Raw genomic sequence first — 17213 nt, forward strand, 5'->3', positions numbered from 1 at the left:
CTCGCGCACTTCCATTTCGACCAGCTCGAGCAGCTCGGCGTCGTCGACCATGTCGCACTTGTTCAGGAAGACGATGATGAACTTCACGCCGACCTGGCGAGCCAGCAGGATGTGCTCGCGGGTCTGGGGCATCGGGCCGTCAGCGGCCGAGCACACCAGGATGGCGCCGTCCATCTGGGCGGCACCGGTGATCATGTTCTTGACGTAGTCGGCGTGGCCGGGGCAGTCAACGTGCGCGTAGTGGCGGTTAGCCGTCTCGTACTCGACGTGCGCGGTGTTGATCGTGATGCCGCGGGCCTTTTCTTCCGGCGCTGCGTCGATCTGGTCGTAGGCCTTGGCCTCGCCGCCGAACTTCTTGGACAGCACCGTTGCGATCGCCGCGGTCAGCGTCGTCTTGCCGTGGTCGACGTGACCAATCGTGCCCACGTTCACGTGAGGCTTCGTACGTTCAAACTTGCCTTTTGCCATTTTCTTGACTCCAGAGAAAGAGCATTGCCAGTCGGTTGGTTTTGCGTTTCCTCGTGAACCGGAAATCCCCGGTGACTGGCAACCCAGGGCGGTTCACGAGAAGACGGCGGCGCAGGCTCGAGCCCTTGCCGGCTTGATCAGTGAGGTCGGAGCTGCTTCGCAGGTCCAACCCCAAGGCTTTACTTGGTACGCGCGGTGATGATCGCGTCGGCCACGTTCTTCGGAGCTTCGCTGTAGTGCTTGAACTCCATCGTGTACGTGGCACGGCCTTGCGACATCGAGCGCAGGGTCGTCGAGTAGCCGAACATTTCCGACAGCGGGACTTCGGCCTTGATCGCCTTGCCGCCGCCGACCATGTCGTCCATGCCCTGCACCATGCCGCGACGGCTGGACAGGTCACCCATCACGTTGCCGGCGTAGTCTTCAGGCGTCTCGACTTCCACGGCCATCATCGGCTCCAGGATCACCGGCGAAGCCTTGCGGCAGCCTTCCTTGAAGCCCAGGGATGCGGCCATCTTGAACGCGTTTTCGTTCGAGTCCACGTCGTGGTAGGAACCGAAGGTCAGCGTGACCTTCACGTCGACCACCGGGAAGCCCGCCAGCACGCCGTTCGGCAGGGAATCGATGATGCCCTTTTCCACCGCGGGGATGTACTCGCGCGGCACCACACCGCCCTTGATGGCGTCGACGAACTCGAAGCCCTTGCCCGGCTCTTGCGGCTCGACGGTCAGCACGACGTGACCGTACTGGCCCTTGCCGCCCGACTGGCGAACAAACTTGCCTTCGACGTCGGTGGCGGTCTTGCGGATGGTTTCGCGGTAGGCCACCTGCGGCTTGCCGACGTTGGCTTCCACGCCGAACTCGCGCTTCATGCGGTCGACAATGATTTCCAGGTGCAACTCGCCCATGCCGGAGATGATGGTCTGGCCCGATTCTTCATCGGTGCGCAGACGGAAGGACGGGTCTTCCTTGGCCAGACGGCCCAGGGCGATACCCATCTTTTCCTGGTCGGCCTTGGTCTTGGGCTCGACGGCCTGCGAGATCACGGGCTCGGGGAAGACCATCTTCTCCAGCGTGATGATGCTGTCGGGGTCGCACAGGGTTTCGCCCGTGGTGACGTCCTTCAGGCCCACGCAGGCGGCGATGTCGCCGGCCAGAATTTCCGAGATTTCTTCACGCTGGTTGGCGTRCATCTGCAGGATCCGGCCGATACGTTCCTTCTTGCCGCGGATCGGGTTGTAGACCGAGTCGCCCGACTTCAGCACGCCGGAGTAGACGCGCACGAAGGTCAGCTGGCCGACGTAGGGGTCGGTCATCAGCTTGAAGGCCAGCGCAGCGAACTTCTCTTCGTCGATACGCTCGCGCACGACCGGCTGGTCGTCTTCGTCGGTGCCGGGCACCGGCGGGATGTCAGCCGGCGAGGGCATGAAATCGATGATGCCGTCGAGCATGCGCTGCACGCCCTTGTTCTTGAAGGCGGTGCCGCAGAACATCGGCTGGATTTCAGCGGCGATGGTGCGCTTGCGGATGGCCGAGACGATTTCTTCTTCGTCCAGATCACCCGACTCCAGGTACTTGTTCATCAGCTCTTCGCTGGATTCAGCGGCGGCTTCGATGAGGTTTTCGCGCCATTTGACGGCGTCAGCCTGCAGGTCAGCCGGAATGTCTTCGTAGCTGAACTTCATGCCTTGCGAGGCTTCGTCCCAAATGATCGCCTTCATCTTGATGAGGTCGATCACGCCGGTGAACTTGTCTTCGGCGCCGATGGGGATGACGACGGGCACGGGGTTGGCCTTCAGGCGCAGCTTCATCTGGTCGTAGACCTTGAAGAAGTTCGCGCCGGTGCGGTCCATCTTGTTGACGAACGCGAGGCGGGGCACCTTGTACTTGTTGGCCTGGCGCCAGACGGTTTCCGACTGGGGCTGCACGCCACCCACCGCGCAATAGACCATGCAGGCGCCGTCCAGCACGCGCATGGAGCGCTCGACTTCAATCGTGAAGTCGACGTGCCCGGGGGTGTCGATGATGTTGATGCGGTGCTCGGGGCGAGCCAGGTCCATGCCCTTCCAGAAGCAGGTCGTGGCAGCGGACGTGATCGTGATGCCGCGCTCTTGCTCTTGCTCCATCCAGTCCATCGTGGCGGCGCCATCGTGCACTTCACCGATCTTGTGGTTCACACCGGTGTAGTAGAGGATGCGTTCGGTGGTGGTGGTCTTGCCGGCATCGATGTGCGCGGAGATACCGATGTTGCGGTAGCGCTCGATGGGGGTTTTGCGGGCCATGGTTTGCTCCAGAAGGCATGAGCCGCCAGCGGGTTGGTAGAAACCCGAGGCGGCTGAAAGACAGTGAGTTTAGAAGCGGAAGTGCGAGAAAGCCTTGTTGGCTTCTGCCATGCGGTGAACTTCGTCGCGCTTCTTCATCGCGCCGCCACGGCCTTCTGCAGCCTCCAGCAGTTCATTGGCCAGGCGTTGAGCCATCGACTTCTCACCGCGCTTGCGAGCGGATTCCTTCAACCAGCGCATGGCGAGGGCCATCCGGCGGACGGGGCGAACTTCCACGGGAACTTGGTAGTTCGCACCACCGACACGGCGGGACTTCACTTCGACCATGGGCTTCACGTTGTTCAGGGCAACCATGAACACTTCCAGCGGGTCCTTGCCGATCTTCTTCTCGACCTGCTCCAGGGCACCGTAGATGATGCGCTCAGCGACGGCCTTCTTGCCCGATTCCATGATGACGTTCATGAACTTGGACAGATCGACGGAACCGAACTTGGGGTCCGGCAGGATTTCGCGCTTGGGTACTTCGCGACGACGTGGCATGGGATTCTTCCTTCTGCTTCAGTTGGAGGCGGCTTTGTTGGCCTGACTCCGCTGGACAACCACCGACATCTGGGGTCATCCACTTACTCGGCCACTGAGACATTTCAGGGGCCGCAACAACGTTGGATCAGTCAGTAGCGACTGAACCGAACAAACGATTTACTTCTTCGGACGCTTCGCACCGTACTTGGAACGCGATTGCTTGCGATCCTTGACGCCTTGCAGGTCGAGCGAGCCACGGACGATGTGGTAACGCACGCCGGGCAAGTCCTTCACACGGCCGCCGCGCACGAGCACGACACTGTGTTCTTGCAGGTTGTGGCCTTCACCGCCGATGTACGAGATGACCTCGAAACCGTTGGTCAGGCGCACCTTGGCGACCTTACGCAGAGCCGAGTTCGGCTTCTTGGGCGTGGTGGTGTAGACGCGGGTGCAGACACCGCGGCGCTGCGGGCAGTTCTGCATCGCAGGCGACTTGGACTTGGTGACCTCGGCCTCTCGACCGTGGCGCACCAGTTGATTGATGGTTGGCATTACGACTTGTTCCCGTTTGAAGTCAGTGAACCTCGCATTCGGTAGCGCAGCCCGGTGCACTTGCGTGCGCCCACGGAGATACGCCGCCCAAATGGCGAAGAGCCGAGGATTGTAGACCGCTGTGGAAATCGGCACAAGGGTCTGCCCGTAGACCCGGCTTCGCCCGGGTAAGCTGACGGCATGGATGCCCCCGCCCTGCCCTCCACGAACAAACCGGCCATCGTCATCGACACCCAGGTCGTGATGGACTGGCTGGTGTTTCGCGACGCCCGTGTGCAGGCGCTGACTTCCGCCGTGACCTCGGGCGCATTGCGCTGGCTGGTGGCCCCGGCGATGCGCGACGAGATCCGCCACGTATTGGGCCGGGGTATCGCCGCTGCCTACACGCCGGATCTCGCCTTCATAGAGACGCAGTTCGACACGCATGCCGAAGCCATCGAGACCATCGAGCCGCAACCCCTAGCCGGTCGCCTGGTCTGCCGCGACCCCGATGACCAGAAGTTCATCGACCTGGCGCTGGCAACGCAGGCCCGCTGGCTGATCTCGCGCGACAAGGCTTTGCTGGCACTGGCCAAGCGCGCTCGACCGCGAGGCCTTGCGATCCTGAAGCCTGAACAATGGGCGCCGGACTGACAAAGAAAAAGCCGCCCGCGGCCTGAGCCGGGGCGGCTTTGCGGGGCGTGAACCCCGTGGCTTGTTCAGCCTTACTCGGCGGAATGGTCGCCAGCGTCCACGCCAGCCATCTGTGCGGCAGCCAGCTCTTCAGCCTCCTGCAGCGCGATGGCACGGCGCTCGGCGTCGTCCATGGCTTCCTTGACGCGGCGCGCCTCATGGAAGGCCATGCCGGTGCCGGCCGGGATCAGGCGGCCGACGATGACGTTTTCCTTCAGGCCACGCAGCTCGTCGCGCTTGCCCATGATGGCAGCCTCGGTGAGCACGCGGGTCGTTTCCTGGAAGGAAGCGGCCGAGATGAAGGAGTCCGTCGACAGCGAGGCCTTGGTGATGCCCAGCAGCACGTCGGCATGGGTGGCCGTCGTCTTGCCTTCCTTGCGCATGCGGTCGTTGGTGTCCAGCAGCTCCGAACGCTCGACCTGCTCGTTGAGGATGTAGGTCGTGTCGCCCGGGTTGGTGATGACCACGCGGCGCAGCATCTGGCGAACGATCACCTCGATGTGCTTGTCGTTGATCTTCACGCCCTGGAGTCGGTACACGTCCTGCACTTCGTCGACGATGTAGCGCGCCAGTTCCTCGATGCCCAGCAGACGCAGGATGTCCTGCGGGTCCGCTGCGCCGTCGACGATCAGTTCACCACGGTTGACCACCTGGCCTTCGTGCACCAGGATGTTCTTTTCCTTGGGCACCAGCTCCTCGTGGGCCTTGCCGTCCGGATCGGTGATCTGCAGGCGAATCTTGCCCTTGGTCTCCTTGCCGAACGACACGGTACCGGTCTGCTCGGCCAGCACGCCGACGTCCTTGGGCGAGCGGGCTTCGAAGAGCTCGGCGACACGCGGCAGACCGCCGGTAATGTCACGGGTCTTCTGGCCTTCGACCGGGATACGGGCGAGCACTTCACCGGGCAGCAGTTCCTGACCGTCGCGGATCTGGATCAGCGAGCCGACCTGGAAGCCGATGGCCACCGAGTGGTCGGTACCGGGGATCTTGACCTCGTGGCCGCCAGCGTCCAGCAGCTTGACCTGCGGACGGATGACCTTGGCAGCACCACGGCGCTTCGGGTCGATGACCACCAGCGTCGACAGGCCGGTCACTTCGTCCACCTGCTTGGCGACGGTCACGCCTTCCTCGACGTTCTCGAACTTCGCCTTGCCGGCGAATTCCGTGATGATCGGGCGGGTCAGCGGGTCCCAGTTCGCGAGCACCAGGCCGGCCTTGATGGTCTGGCTGGCCTTGATGTTCAGGATCGCGCCGTAAGGCACCTTGTGACGCTCACGCTCGCGGCCGTGCGGGTCGGAGATGACGATCTCGCCGGAGCGGGAAATCACGACCAACTCACCCTTGCCGTTGGTGACGTAGCGCATCGTGGCGTTGAAGCCGATGATGCCGTCCGACTTGGCTTCGACGCTCGAGGCGACAGCAGCGCGCGACGCGGCACCGCCGATGTGGAAAGTCCGCATCGTCAGCTGCGTGCCCGGCTCACCGATGGACTGCGCGGCGATGACGCCCACAGCTTCACCGGTGTTGACCAGGCCGCCACGGCCGAGGTCACGGCCATAGCACTTGGCGCACAGGCCGAAGCGCGTGGCGCAGGTCAGCGGCGTGCGGACCTTGATCTCGTCGACGCCGGCAGCCTCCAGCACGTCGAGCGTGTCTTCGTCCAGCATGTGGCTGGCGCCCAGCAGCGAAGCCTGGGTTTCGGGGTGCACGACATCGATGGCGGTGACGCGGCCGAGGACACGGTCACGCAGCGATTCGATGACTTCACCACCTTCGACCAGGGCGCGCATCGCCATGCCGTTGTCGGTGCCGCAGTCTTCCTCGATGACGACCAGATCCTGGGTCACGTCGACCAGACGACGCGTCAGGTAGCCGGAGTTCGCGGTCTTCAGCGCCGTGTCCGCCAGGCCCTTACGAGCACCGTGGGTGGAGATGAAGTACTGCAGAACGTTCAGACCTTCACGGAAGTTCGCCGTGATGGGCGTCTCGATGATGGAGCCGTCAGGCTTGGCCATCAGGCCCCGCATGCCGGCCAGCTGGCGAATCTGGGCCGCGCTACCGCGGGCACCCGAGTCGGCCATCATGTAGATCGAGTTGAAGGACTCTTGATCGACGGTCTTGCCGTGGCGATCAACCGTCTTCTCGACCTTCAGATGGTCCATCATCTTCTTGCCGATTTCGTCACCGGCCTTGCCCCAGATGTCCACGACCTTGTTGTAGCGCTCGCCGGCCGTCACGAGACCCGAGACGTACTGCTGCTCGATCTCCTTGACTTCCTTCTCGGCGCGCTCGATCAGCGTGTGCTTCTGAGCGGGCACCAGCATGTCGTCGATGGCGATGGAGATGCCGGCGCGCGTGGCGAGCTTGAAGCCGCTTTGCAGCAGCTTGTCGGCCAGCACGACGGTTTCCTTCAGGCCGCACTTGCGGAAGGAGGTGTTGATCAGCTTGCTGATCTCCTTCTTCTTCAGTGCCTTGTTGATGTTGCTGAAAGGCAGGCCCTTGGGCAGGATTTCCGACAGCAGAGCGCGGCCGACGGTGGTGTCCGTCAGCTTGGTCTCGGCCACGAACTCGCCCGTGTCCTTGTCCTTGGTCCACTCGACCAGACGCACGCTGATCTTGGCGGTGATCTCGACGGCGCCGTTTTCCAGGGCGCGGATCATCTCGGGAATGTCCGAGAAGATCATGCCCTCGCCCTTGCCATTGGTGCGTTCGCGGGTCGCGTAGTACAGACCCAGCACCACGTCTTGCGACGGCACGATCGACGGTTCGCCGGAAGCCGGGAACAACACGTTGTTGGAGGCCAGCATCAGCGTGCGGGCTTCCATCTGCGCTTCGATCGACAGCGGCACGTGGACGGCCATCTGGTCACCGTCGAAGTCGGCGTTGAAGGCCGAGCAGACGAGCGGGTGCAGCTGGATGGCCTTGCCTTCGATCAGCACGGGCTCGAAAGCCTGGATGCCGAGGCGGTGCAGCGTCGGGGCGCGGTTCAGCAGGACCGGGTGCTCCTTGATGACTTCTTCCAGGATGTCCCAGACCACCGGTGTGCCGGACTCGACTTCCTTCTTGGCAGCCTTGATCGTCGTCGCGATGCCCATGGCTTCGAGGCGAGAGAAGATGAAGGGCTTGAAGAGCTCGAGCGCCATCAGCTTGGGCAGGCCGCACTGATGCAGCTTGAGCGTCGGGCCGACCACGATGACCGAACGGCCCGAGTAGTCGACGCGCTTGCCCAGCAAGTTCTGACGGAAGCGACCGCTCTTGCCCTTGATCATGTCGGCCAGCGACTTGAGGGCACGCTTGTTCGCGCCGGTCATCGCCTTGCCGCGACGGCCGTTGTCCAGCAGCGAGTCGACGGCTTCCTGCAGCATGCGCTTTTCGTTGCGCACGATGATTTCAGGGGCCTTCAGCTCGAGCAGACGGGCCAGGCGGTTGTTGCGGTTGATGACGCGACGGTAGAGGTCGTTCAGGTCGGAGGTCGCGAAGCGGCCGCCGTCCAGGGGAACGAGCGGCCGCAGGTCCGGCGGTAGCACGGGCAGCACGTCCAGCACCATCCAGTTCGGCTTGATGCCGGACTTCTTGAAGGCCTCCATGACCTTCAGGCGCTTGGAGTTCTTCTTGACCTTGAGCTCGGAGCCGGTCATGTCGTTGCGGAGCTTGTCGATCTCGATGTCGAGATCCATTTCCTCCAGCAGCTTCTTGATGCCCTCGGCGCCCATCAGCGCGATGAACTCGTCACCGTACTCGATGCGCTTGGCGTCGTAGTCGTCCTCGCTCATGATCGAGAACTTCTTCAGCGGCGTCATGCCGCTGTCGACGACCACATACGCTTCGAAGTACAGCACGCGTTCGATGTCGCGCAGCGTCATGTCGAGCACCAGGCCCAGACGCGACGGCAGCGACTTCAGGAACCAGATGTGCGCGCAAGGCGCAGCCAGGTCGATGTGGCCCATGCGGTCACGGCGAACCTTGGTCTGGGTGACTTCAACGCCGCACTTCTCGCAGATGACACCGCGGTGCTTGAGGCGCTTGTACTTGCCGCACAGGCACTCGTAGTCCTTGATCGGGCCAAAGATCTTGGCGCAGAACAGGCCGTCGCGTTCCGGCTTGAAGGTGCGGTAGTTGATGGTCTCGGGCTTCTTCACCTCGCCGAACGACCAGCTGCGGATCTTCTCCGGAGATGCCAGGCCGATCTTGATGGCATCGAAATGCTCATCGGGGGTGAATTGCTTGAAAAGGTCGAGTAGTCCCTTCATGCATCTGCTCCTTAATTGCGTTCCAGTTCAATGTCGATGCCCAAGGAGCGGATTTCCTTGACCAGCACATTGAACGATTCGGGCATGCCCGCTTCGATGGCGTGTTCGCCCTTGACGATGCTTTCGTAGACCTTGGTCCGGCCGTTCACGTCGTCGGACTTGACCGTCAGCATTTCCTGCAGGATGTACGAGGCGCCGTAGGCTTCCAGCGCCCAGACTTCCATTTCGCCGAAACGCTGGCCGCCGAACTGCGCCTTGCCGCCCAGCGGTTGCTGCGTGACGAGGGAGTACGGGCCGGTCGAACGGGCGTGCATCTTGTCGTCCACCAAGTGGTGCAGCTTCAGCACGTGCATGTAGCCGACGGTGACCGGGCGCTCGAACTGCTCGCCGGTACGGCCGTCGCACAGCCAGGCCTGGGTGCGCGTGGCAGTCAGACCCTTCTTGGCGGCGATGTCGTCCGGGTAGGCCAGCTTCAGCATGCCGCGGATTTCCTCTTCCTTGGCGCCGTCGAAGACCGGCGTCGCGAAGGGCACGCCCTTGGCGAGGTTGGAGGCCATCTCCAGCACTTCGGTGTCCGTCAGGTCGTCGATGTTCTCGGTCTTGCCACCGCTCTGGTTGTAGAGCTCGTCGAACAGCTTGCGCAGCTCAGCCACCTTGGTGTGCTGCTGCAGCATGTCGCCGATGCGCTGGCCGATGCCCTTGCCGGCCCAGCCCAGATGCACTTCCAGCACCTGACCCACGTTCATCCGCGACGGGACGCCCAGCGGGTTCAGCACGATGTCGGCAGGGGTGCCGTCGGCCATGTAGGGCATGTCTTCGATCGGGGTGACCTTGGACACGACACCCTTGTTGCCGTGACGGCCGGCCATCTTGTCGCCAGGCTGCAGGCGACGCTTGACGGCCAGGTAGACCTTGACCATCTTCAGCACGCCGGCGGGCAGCTCGTCGCCCTGCGTCAGCTTCTTGCGCTTTTCTTCAAAAGCCAGGTCGAAGCTGTGGCGGGTCTGGTCGAGCGAGTTCTTGATCGACTCGAGCTGGTTGGCGATCTCTTCCTCGGCCGGACGGATGTCGAACCAGTGGAAGCGCTCGACCGAGGCCAGGTAGTCCTTGTCGATCTTGGTGCCCTTGGCGATCTTCTGCGGGCCGCCATTGGCGACCTTGCCATTGAGCAGCTTCTCGATACGGTCGAAGGCGTCGCTTTCGACGATGCGCAGCTGGTCGTTCAGGTCCAGGCGGTAGCGCTTCAGCTCGTCGTCGATGATCTGCTGGGCGCGCTTGTCGCGCTGGATGCCTTCACGGGTGAAGACCTGCACGTCGATGACGGTGCCTTGCGTGCCTTGGTCGACGCGCAGCGACGTGTCCTTCACGTCCGAAGCCTTCTCGCCGAAGATGGCGCGCAGCAGCTTCTCTTCCGGCGTCAGCGTCGTCTCGCCCTTGGGCGTGACCTTGCCGACCAGCACGTCGCCCGGGTTCACCTYGGCACCGATGTAGACGATGCCCGACTCGTCCAGACGGCCGAGTTGTTGCTCCGACAGATTCGGGATGTCGCGGGTGATTTCCTCGGCGCCCAGCTTGGTGTCACGCGCGTTGACCACCAGTTCCTCGATGTGGATCGAGGTGTAGCGGTCTTCGGCGATGACGCGTTCGCTGATCAGGATCGAGTCTTCGAAGTTGTAGCCGTTCCAGGGCATGAACGCGACCAGCATGTTCTGGCCCAGGGCCAGTTCACCGATGTCGGTGGAAGCGCCGTCGGCAATGATGTCCTCGGCCGCCACCTTGTCGCCACGGCGCACGATGGGGCGCTGGTGGATGTTGGTGTTCTGGTTGGAACGCTGGTACTTGATCAGGTTGTAGATGTCGACACCGACCTCACCGGCCACGGTCTCGTCATCGTTCACGCGGATCACGATGCGGTTCGTGTCGACATAGTCGACCACGCCGCCGCGGCGAGCCGCGACCACCGTGCCCGAGTCCTTCGCGGCGACGCGCTCGACGCCCGTACCCACGAAAGCCTTCTCGGGACGCAGCACCGGCACGGCCTGGCGCTGCATGTTGGCGCCCATCAGTGCGCGGTTCGCATCGTCGTGCTCCAGGAAGGGCACGAGCGAGGCCGCGACCGACACGATTTGCGTCGGCGCCACGTCCATGTACTGGATGCGCTCGGGCGACGTCAGCACCGATTCGCCGTTTTCACGGGCAGACACCAGCTCGTCGGTCAGCTCACCGCCCGCGTTCAGCGTGGCGTTGGCCTGGGCGATGACGTACTTGCCTTCCTCGATGGCGGACAGGTAGTCGATCTGGTCGGTGACGTGGCCGTCGACGACGCGACGGTACGGCGTTTCCAGGAAGCCGTACTCGTTGAGCTGTGCATACAGCGCCAGCGAGTTGATCAGGCCGATGTTCGGACCTTCAGGCGTTTCGATCGGGCAGACGCGGCCGTAGTGGGTCGGGTGCACGTCGCGGACTTCGAAGCCGGCGCGCTCGCGGGTCAGACCGCCCGGGCCAAGAGCGGAAACACGACGCTTGTGCGTGATTTCCGACAGCGGGTTGGTCTGGTCCATGAACTGCGACAGCTGCGACGCACCGAAGAACTCCTTCAGCGCCGCGGAGATCGGCTTGGAGTTGATCAGGTCGTGCGGCATCAGGGCTTCGGTCTCGGCCTGGCCCAGACGCTCCTTGACGGCCTTCTCGATGCGGGCGAGGCCCGAGCGGTACTGGTTTTCGGCCAGTTCGCCCACGCAACGCACGCGACGGTTGCCCAGGTGGTCGATGTCGTCCACTTCGCCGCGGCCATTGCGCAGCTCGACGAGGATCTTGACGACGTCAAGGATGTCCTCGTTGGACAGGTTCATGTTGCCTTCGGGCGTGTCACGGCCGACACGCGCGTTGAACTTCATGCGGCCGACACGGCTCAGGTCGTAGGTGTCGGTGCTGTAGAACAGGCGGTTGAACAGGGCCTCGACGGCATCTTCCGTCGGCGGCTCGCCGGGGCGCATCATGCGGTAGATGGCGACGCGGGCGGCCAGCTGCGTCTCGGTCTCGTCGGACGCCAGCGTCTGCGAGATGTAGGCGCCTTCGTCCAGCTCGTTCGTGAACAGGGCCTGCACTTCCTTGACGCCGGCCTGGCGCAGCTTCTTCAGCAGCGCGTCGGTCAGTTCGTCATTGGCCTTGGCGATGATCTCGCCGGTGTCGGCGTCGATCATGTTCTTGGCCAGCACGCGGCCGACCAGGAAGTCCTCGGGCACCGAGATGTGCTGCGTGCCGGACTGCTCCAGCTGGCGCACGTGACGAGCGGTGATGCGCTTGTCCTTCTCGACGATGACGGCACCCGACTTGTCGACGATGTCGAAGCGGGCAACTTCACCCTTCAGGCGGTCGGCGACGAACTCGAGCTGCGCGCCAACGTCCATCAGGCGGAAGTTGTCGAACACGAAGAAGTGGGCCAGGATCTGCTCGGGGTTCAGGCCGATGGCCTTGAGCAGGATGGTGACCGGCATCTTGCGGCGGCGGTCGACGCGGAAGTACAGGATGTCCTTCGGGTCGAACTCGAAGTCCAGCCAGGAGCCGCGGTAGGGAATGATGCGGGCGCTGAACAGCAGCTTGCCCGACGAATGCGTCTTGCCCTTGTCGTGCTCGAAGAACACGCCCGGCGAACGGTGCAGCTGCGACACGATGACGCGCTCGGTACCGTTGACGATGAAGGAGCCGTAGTCGGTCATCAGGGGCACTTCGCCCATGTAGACCTCTTGCTCCTTGATTTCCTTGACCGTCTTCGCCTGGGGCGACTCACGGTCATAGATGATCATCTGCAGGCGCGCACGCACGGCGGCTGCGTAGGTCAACCCCCGCTGCTGGCACTCACGGGTGTCGAACGGCGGCTTGGCGATGTTGAACTCGAGGAACTTCATCTCGACGAAACCGTTGTGCGAAACAATCGGGAACGCCGAGAGGAAGGCCGCCTGCAGCCCTTCGGGCTTGCGTTTGGCGGCGGGCACGTCCTTTTGCAGGAAGGCCACGTAGCTGTCCTTCTGCATGGTGAGCAGATAGGGAACGTTGAGAACGCTCTCGCGCTTGCCGAAGCTCTTGCGGATCCGCTTGCGCTCGGTATAGCTGTAGGGGGTTGCTTGCGCCATAAACACTCCGTGTCGAGCCCACCCCTGGCCGTGGGGCGAGCCGCGTCGGCGACTGGCTGGCTCACCCACCCAGAACGGGCGGATGACGAGCTTGGTGGTTGGCCACTACCAACCGCTGGCGGACAACTCTGGCGTTGCACCAAAGTCCGACCAAACTGGTTCTCTGCAGTCGGATCAGAGAACACATGAAAGAACCGCGCATCATACCGCGCGCGATTCTTTCAGCTGTTCTCTACGGGGACAAACCCGTAAAGACGAAAAAGGGGAAGCCCAAAGGCAACCCCTTTTCTAGTCGGTGGGGTCGGAGCTGCTGCGCAGGTCCAACCCCAGGACATTACTTGAGCTCGGCCTTGGCGCCGGCTTCGACCAGCTTCTTGACTGCAGCTTCGCCGTCGGCCTTGGAAACGCCTTCCTTGACGTTCTTCGGGGCGCCGTCGACCAGGTCCTTGGCTTCCTTCAGACCCAGGCCCGTGATTTCGCGGACGGCCTTGATGACGGAGACCTTCTGTGCGCCGGCTTCAGTCAGCACGACGTTGAATTCGGTCTTCTCTTCAACAGCAGCAGCAGCACCGCCGCCAGCGCCACCGGCGGCCGGAGCAGCCATCGAAGCGGCGGACACGCCGAACTTCTCTTCAATTGCCTTGACCAGGTCGTTCAGTTCCAGAACGGACATGCTGTCCAGGGCGGTCAGGAAAGCGTCTTTATCGAATGCCATGATTAATTCCTAAAAAACAGATGGTTTGCGTGTAAACGCGTTGTTCGTCGATCAGGCCGCGACCGGGGCTTCGGCGGGGGCTTCAGCAGCCACAGCACCTTCACCACGCTTTGCAGCCAGGGCAGCCAGCACGGCCGCGGCGCGTTGCACCGGCGACAGCAGCAGGCCTGCGATTTGCGACAGCAGCACTTCCTTGCTCGGGACGGATGCCAGCGCCTTCACGCCGTTCACGTCCAGAGCCTTGCCACCGTACGCACCGCCCTTGATGACGAGCTTGTCGTTGGTCTTGGCAAAGTCAGCGATGACTTTGGCAGCCGCGACAGCGTCTTCAGAAAAGCCGTAGATCAGCGGGCCGACCATGCTCTCCGAAGCAGCCTCGAACGGGGTGCCGGCGACAGCACGACGCGCCAGGGTGTTCTTCAGCACGTGAAGATACACACCTTGGGCACGCGCATTGACGCGCAGCTTGTTCAGGGCTTCAACGGTGAGGCCACGGTACTCGGCCAACGCCAGCGTCTGCGACTTGGCAGCTTGCGCTGCGACGTCGGAGACGACGACTGCCTTCTCGTTGCGATTGAGACTCAAGGTCTACTCCTCACATTTGCTCTCTCGGCCTTGCGGCTTCGGGAGCGCCAGGGATTCAGCGACCATCTGTCAGGAAAGAATTCCTTTCAGCGGGACCGCCATCTGCGTTGGTTCCCGACTCGCGCCGGGATTTAAGGGGTCTCCACCAACGGTCTTGGATGACGCGCCACGCCGGAGAACCGGCGCGACGCCCCACCAATCTTGTTGCACGGGGCCAGACTCGCCCCGTGCAGATTCAGTGATCAGGCCACGAAGGCCTGGTCTGTGCTCAGGCGGCGTTGGCCTGAGCGTTGATCGACGCGATTTCGACGCGGGCGCCGACGCCCATCGTCGAGGACACGGCGACCTTGCGCAGGTAGATGCCCTTGCTCGACGCCGGCTTGCTCTTGTTCAGAGCTTCGATCAGCGCGCGCAGGTTGCCTTCCAGCTTGTCGGTGTCGAACGAGCGACGGCCGAGGGTGCCGTGGATGATGCCGGCCTTGTCGACGCGGAACTGGACCTGGCCAGCCTTGGCGTTCTTGACGGCGGTGGCGACGTCCGGGGTCACGGTGCCGACCTTGGGGTTAGGCATCAGGCCGCGCGGGCCCAGGATCTGACCCAGGGTACCGACGACACGCATCGTGTCGGGCGAGGCGATGACCACSTCGAAGGGCATGTCGCCCGCCTTGACGCGCTCGGCCAGGTCTTCCATGCCGACGACGTCGGCGCCGGCGGCGCGGGCTTCGTCAGCCTTGGCACCTTGGGCGAACACGGCGACGCGCTTGGTCTTGCCGGTGCCGTTGGGCAGCACGACGGCGCCACGAACGACCTGGTCCGACTTCTTGGCATCGATGCCGAGTTGCACGGCGACGTCGATGGATTCATCGAACTTGGCGCTGGCCAGGCTCTTGACCAGGTCCAGGGCTTCGGTCAGCGCGTACAGCTTGGTCGACTCGACCTTGCCAGCCAGCGCCTTTTGCTTCTTGGTGAGCTTGGCCATGTCAGACCCCTTCCACGATGATGCCCATCGAACGGGCAGAGCCGGCGATGGTGCGGACAGCGGCGTCGATGTCGGCGGCCGTCAGGTCCTTGGTCTTGATCTTCGCGATCTCTTCCAGCTGGGCGCGGGTCAGCTTGCCGACCTTGTCCAGATGGGGGCGCTGCGAGCCCTTCTCGATCTTGGCTGCCTTCTTGATCAGCACGGTCGCCGGGGGCGACTTGATGATGAAGGTGAAGCTCTTGTCTGCGAACGCGGTGATGACCACCGGCAGCTTCATGCCGGGCTCGAAGCCACCAGCCGAAGTCTGGGCGTTGAACGCCTTGCAGAATTCCATGATGTTCAGGCCACGCTGACCCAGCGCAGGACCCACCGGGGGCGAGGGGTTAGCCTTGCCGGCCGGAATTTGCAGCTTGATGAAGCCGACAATCTTCTTTGCCATGTTTTCTCCAATCCAGTGCCCGGGCGGCAAAGCCTGGACACCTGAGTGCTAGCGCATCGGACTCGGACCGAAGTCCTTACCTTTGCTCCTCTTGTCCGCCTCTCGTTGCAGACTGATCACGGGCCGTCGTTAAGGGACGCCGACCAAACCCAGGAGTTTACCCGGAGACTCGGGTCAGACCTTTTCGACCTGCGAGAAGTCCAGTTCAACAGGCGTCGCGCGGCCGAAGATCGTGACCGAAACACGCACCTTGGACTTGTCGTAGTTGACCTCTTCGACCGAGCCATTGAAGTCGGTGAAAGGGCCTTCCTTGACGCGCACGACCTCGCCGACCGTCCACTCGACCTTGGGCCGGGGCTTCTCGACGCCTTCCTGCATCTGGTTGACGATCTTCATGACCTCGGCTTCCGAGATCGGGGCCGGGCGGTTCTTGGCGCCACCGACGAAACCCGTCACCTTGGACGTGTGCTTCACCAGATGCCAGGACTCGTCGTCCATCGACATCTCGACCAGCACATAGCCCGGGAAGAAACGACGCTCGGTGACGGCCTTCTTGCCGTTCTTGAGCTCGACGACTTCTTCGGTCGGCACCAGGATGCGACCGAACTTGTCCTGCATGCCGGCGCGGTCGATGCGCTCACGCAGATTGCGTTCGACGGCCTTCTCCATGCCCGAATAGGCATGAACGACATACCAGCGCTTGGGCAGGCCCGTCGGGGCTTCGGTCGTGACGACTTGTTCTTCAGACATCAGGATTCCTTGCGATCAGCGCTTCCAGCCCAGGATCAGGTCGTACAGCACCCATTCCAACGTCTTGTCCGTCATCCACAGGAACAACGCCATGACGACGACGAAGGCAAACACGTAGCCCGTCATCTGGGTTGCTTCCTTGCGGGTCGGCCAGACCACCTTTTTCACTTCACGCGTCGAGTCGCGGCCATAGGCGATCAGCGCCTTGCCCTGCTCAGACGTGAAGAACGCAGCCACAGCGGCAGCCAGCAGCACAACCAGCGAGGCCCACTGCACCAGCGCACCTTGCTTGGACAGGCCGTAATAGGCCGCCAGTGCGCCGATCAGCAACAGCACCGCCACGGCCAACTTGGCCTTGTCAGCGCCGGTGGTCACCGTCTCGACTTGGGGAGAATTCGCCATCACTTCACTTTCACGCGTCGCTGCGGGAGCGACTTTTCAGACACTGCTTTGGCTTGTAGCCATCAGCAGCAAGGCCCGCCGAGATCTCTCTCGCGGGCCGATGCTTGTTAGCCAGGGAACCAACCGCCGTGATCAGTGGCGGGTGGCAGGGGCAGAGGGTCTCGAACCCCCAACCTTCGGTTTTGGAGACCGACGCTCTGCCAATTGAGCTATGCCCCTGTGGCCTTGAAAAACTTACGCGAGGATCGTGGCGACGACGCCCGAGCCGACGGTACGACCGCCTTCACGGATGGCGAAGCGCAGGCCGGTTTCCATCGCGATCGGAGCGATCAGCTTGACCGTGATGCCGACGTTGTCGCCCGGCATGACCATTTCCTTGTCCTTCGGCAGCTCCACGGCACCGGTCACGTCCGTCGTGCGGAAGTAGAACTGGGGACGGTAGTTGTTGAAGAACGGGGTGTGGC

The 17213-nt window shown here is 62.9% G+C and carries 14 protein-coding genes and 1 tRNA gene; 1 reads left to right on the forward strand and 14 read right to left on the reverse strand.

Features of this window, described 5'->3' with window-relative positions:
* From AC1DW3_RS29690 to rpsL, 4 genes are all read right to left on the reverse strand, one after another.
* A partial coding sequence (locus AC1DW3_RS29690; protein ID WP_477937055.1) for a GTP-binding protein occupies positions 1-468 on the reverse strand: 468 nt, incomplete at its 3' end.
* A gap of 179 nt (positions 469-647) precedes the next feature.
* Positions 648-2750 carry an elongation factor G gene (gene fusA / locus AC1DW3_RS29695; protein ID WP_477937709.1) on the reverse strand — a complete coding sequence of 701 codons (2103 nt, stop codon included), beginning with the start codon at positions 2748-2750 and terminating at the stop codon, positions 648-650.
* 69 nt (positions 2751-2819) lie between these two features.
* Positions 2820-3290 carry a 30S ribosomal protein S7 gene (rpsG, locus tag AC1DW3_RS29700; RefSeq protein ID WP_056194782.1) on the reverse strand — a complete coding sequence of 157 codons (471 nt, stop codon included), beginning with the start codon at positions 3288-3290 and terminating at the stop codon, positions 2820-2822.
* A gap of 159 nt (positions 3291-3449) precedes the next feature.
* Entirely contained in the window at positions 3450-3824 is a 375-nt protein-coding gene (rpsL, locus tag AC1DW3_RS29705) for a 30S ribosomal protein S12 (protein WP_056194784.1), read from the reverse strand.
* 180 nt (positions 3825-4004) lie between these two features.
* On the opposite strand from rpsL, the gene AC1DW3_RS29710 reads away from it, so the two are divergent.
* Entirely contained in the window at positions 4005-4457 is a 453-nt protein-coding gene (locus AC1DW3_RS29710) for a putative toxin-antitoxin system toxin component, PIN family (RefSeq protein WP_477937711.1), read from the forward strand.
* A gap of 71 nt (positions 4458-4528) precedes the next feature.
* Here the strand turns inward: AC1DW3_RS29710 and rpoC are convergent, their stop codons facing one another.
* From rpoC to AC1DW3_RS29760, 10 genes are all read right to left on the reverse strand, one after another.
* The gene (gene rpoC, locus AC1DW3_RS29715; RefSeq protein ID WP_477937713.1) at positions 4529-8746 is read right to left on the reverse strand and encodes a DNA-directed RNA polymerase subunit beta'; all 4218 of its coding nucleotides are present in this window, start codon (positions 8744-8746) and stop codon (positions 4529-4531) included.
* Between the two features lie 11 nt (positions 8747-8757).
* Positions 8758-12879 (reverse strand): DNA-directed RNA polymerase subunit beta, encoded by a 4122-nt coding sequence (gene rpoB, locus AC1DW3_RS29720; RefSeq protein ID WP_477937715.1) that lies wholly within the window; start codon positions 12877-12879, stop codon positions 8758-8760.
* A gap of 334 nt (positions 12880-13213) precedes the next feature.
* Complete coding sequence (gene rplL, locus AC1DW3_RS29725) at positions 13214-13594, reverse strand: 50S ribosomal protein L7/L12 (protein WP_477937717.1); 381 nt, start codon at positions 13592-13594, stop codon at positions 13214-13216.
* Between the two features lie 51 nt (positions 13595-13645).
* The gene (gene rplJ, locus AC1DW3_RS29730; RefSeq protein WP_477937719.1) at positions 13646-14179 is read right to left on the reverse strand and encodes a 50S ribosomal protein L10; all 534 of its coding nucleotides are present in this window, start codon (positions 14177-14179) and stop codon (positions 13646-13648) included.
* A 268-nt stretch (positions 14180-14447) separates the two neighbouring features.
* A complete protein-coding gene (gene rplA, locus AC1DW3_RS29735; protein ID WP_477937721.1) occupies positions 14448-15158 on the reverse strand; it encodes a 50S ribosomal protein L1 in 711 nt (236 codons plus the stop codon).
* A 1-nt stretch (position 15159) separates the two neighbouring features.
* Positions 15160-15597, reverse strand: coding sequence for a 50S ribosomal protein L11 (gene rplK / locus AC1DW3_RS29740; protein ID WP_477937723.1), 438 nt, complete (start codon positions 15595-15597; stop codon positions 15160-15162).
* Between the two features lie 174 nt (positions 15598-15771).
* Positions 15772-16347, reverse strand: a complete 576-nt coding sequence (gene nusG / locus AC1DW3_RS29745) for a transcription termination/antitermination protein NusG (RefSeq protein ID WP_477937724.1) — start codon at positions 16345-16347, stop codon at positions 15772-15774.
* A 15-nt stretch (positions 16348-16362) separates the two neighbouring features.
* Complete coding sequence (gene secE, locus AC1DW3_RS29750; protein ID WP_477937726.1) at positions 16363-16749, reverse strand: preprotein translocase subunit SecE; 387 nt, start codon at positions 16747-16749, stop codon at positions 16363-16365.
* Between the two features lie 143 nt (positions 16750-16892).
* A tRNA-Trp gene (locus AC1DW3_RS29755) sits at positions 16893-16968 on the reverse strand.
* Between the two features lie 15 nt (positions 16969-16983).
* The coding region (locus AC1DW3_RS29760; protein WP_477937728.1) for an EF-Tu C-terminal domain-related protein at positions 16984-17213 on the reverse strand (230 nt) is incomplete at its 5' end.

Source organism: Roseateles sp. P2_H4 (genome assembly GCF_056403315.1).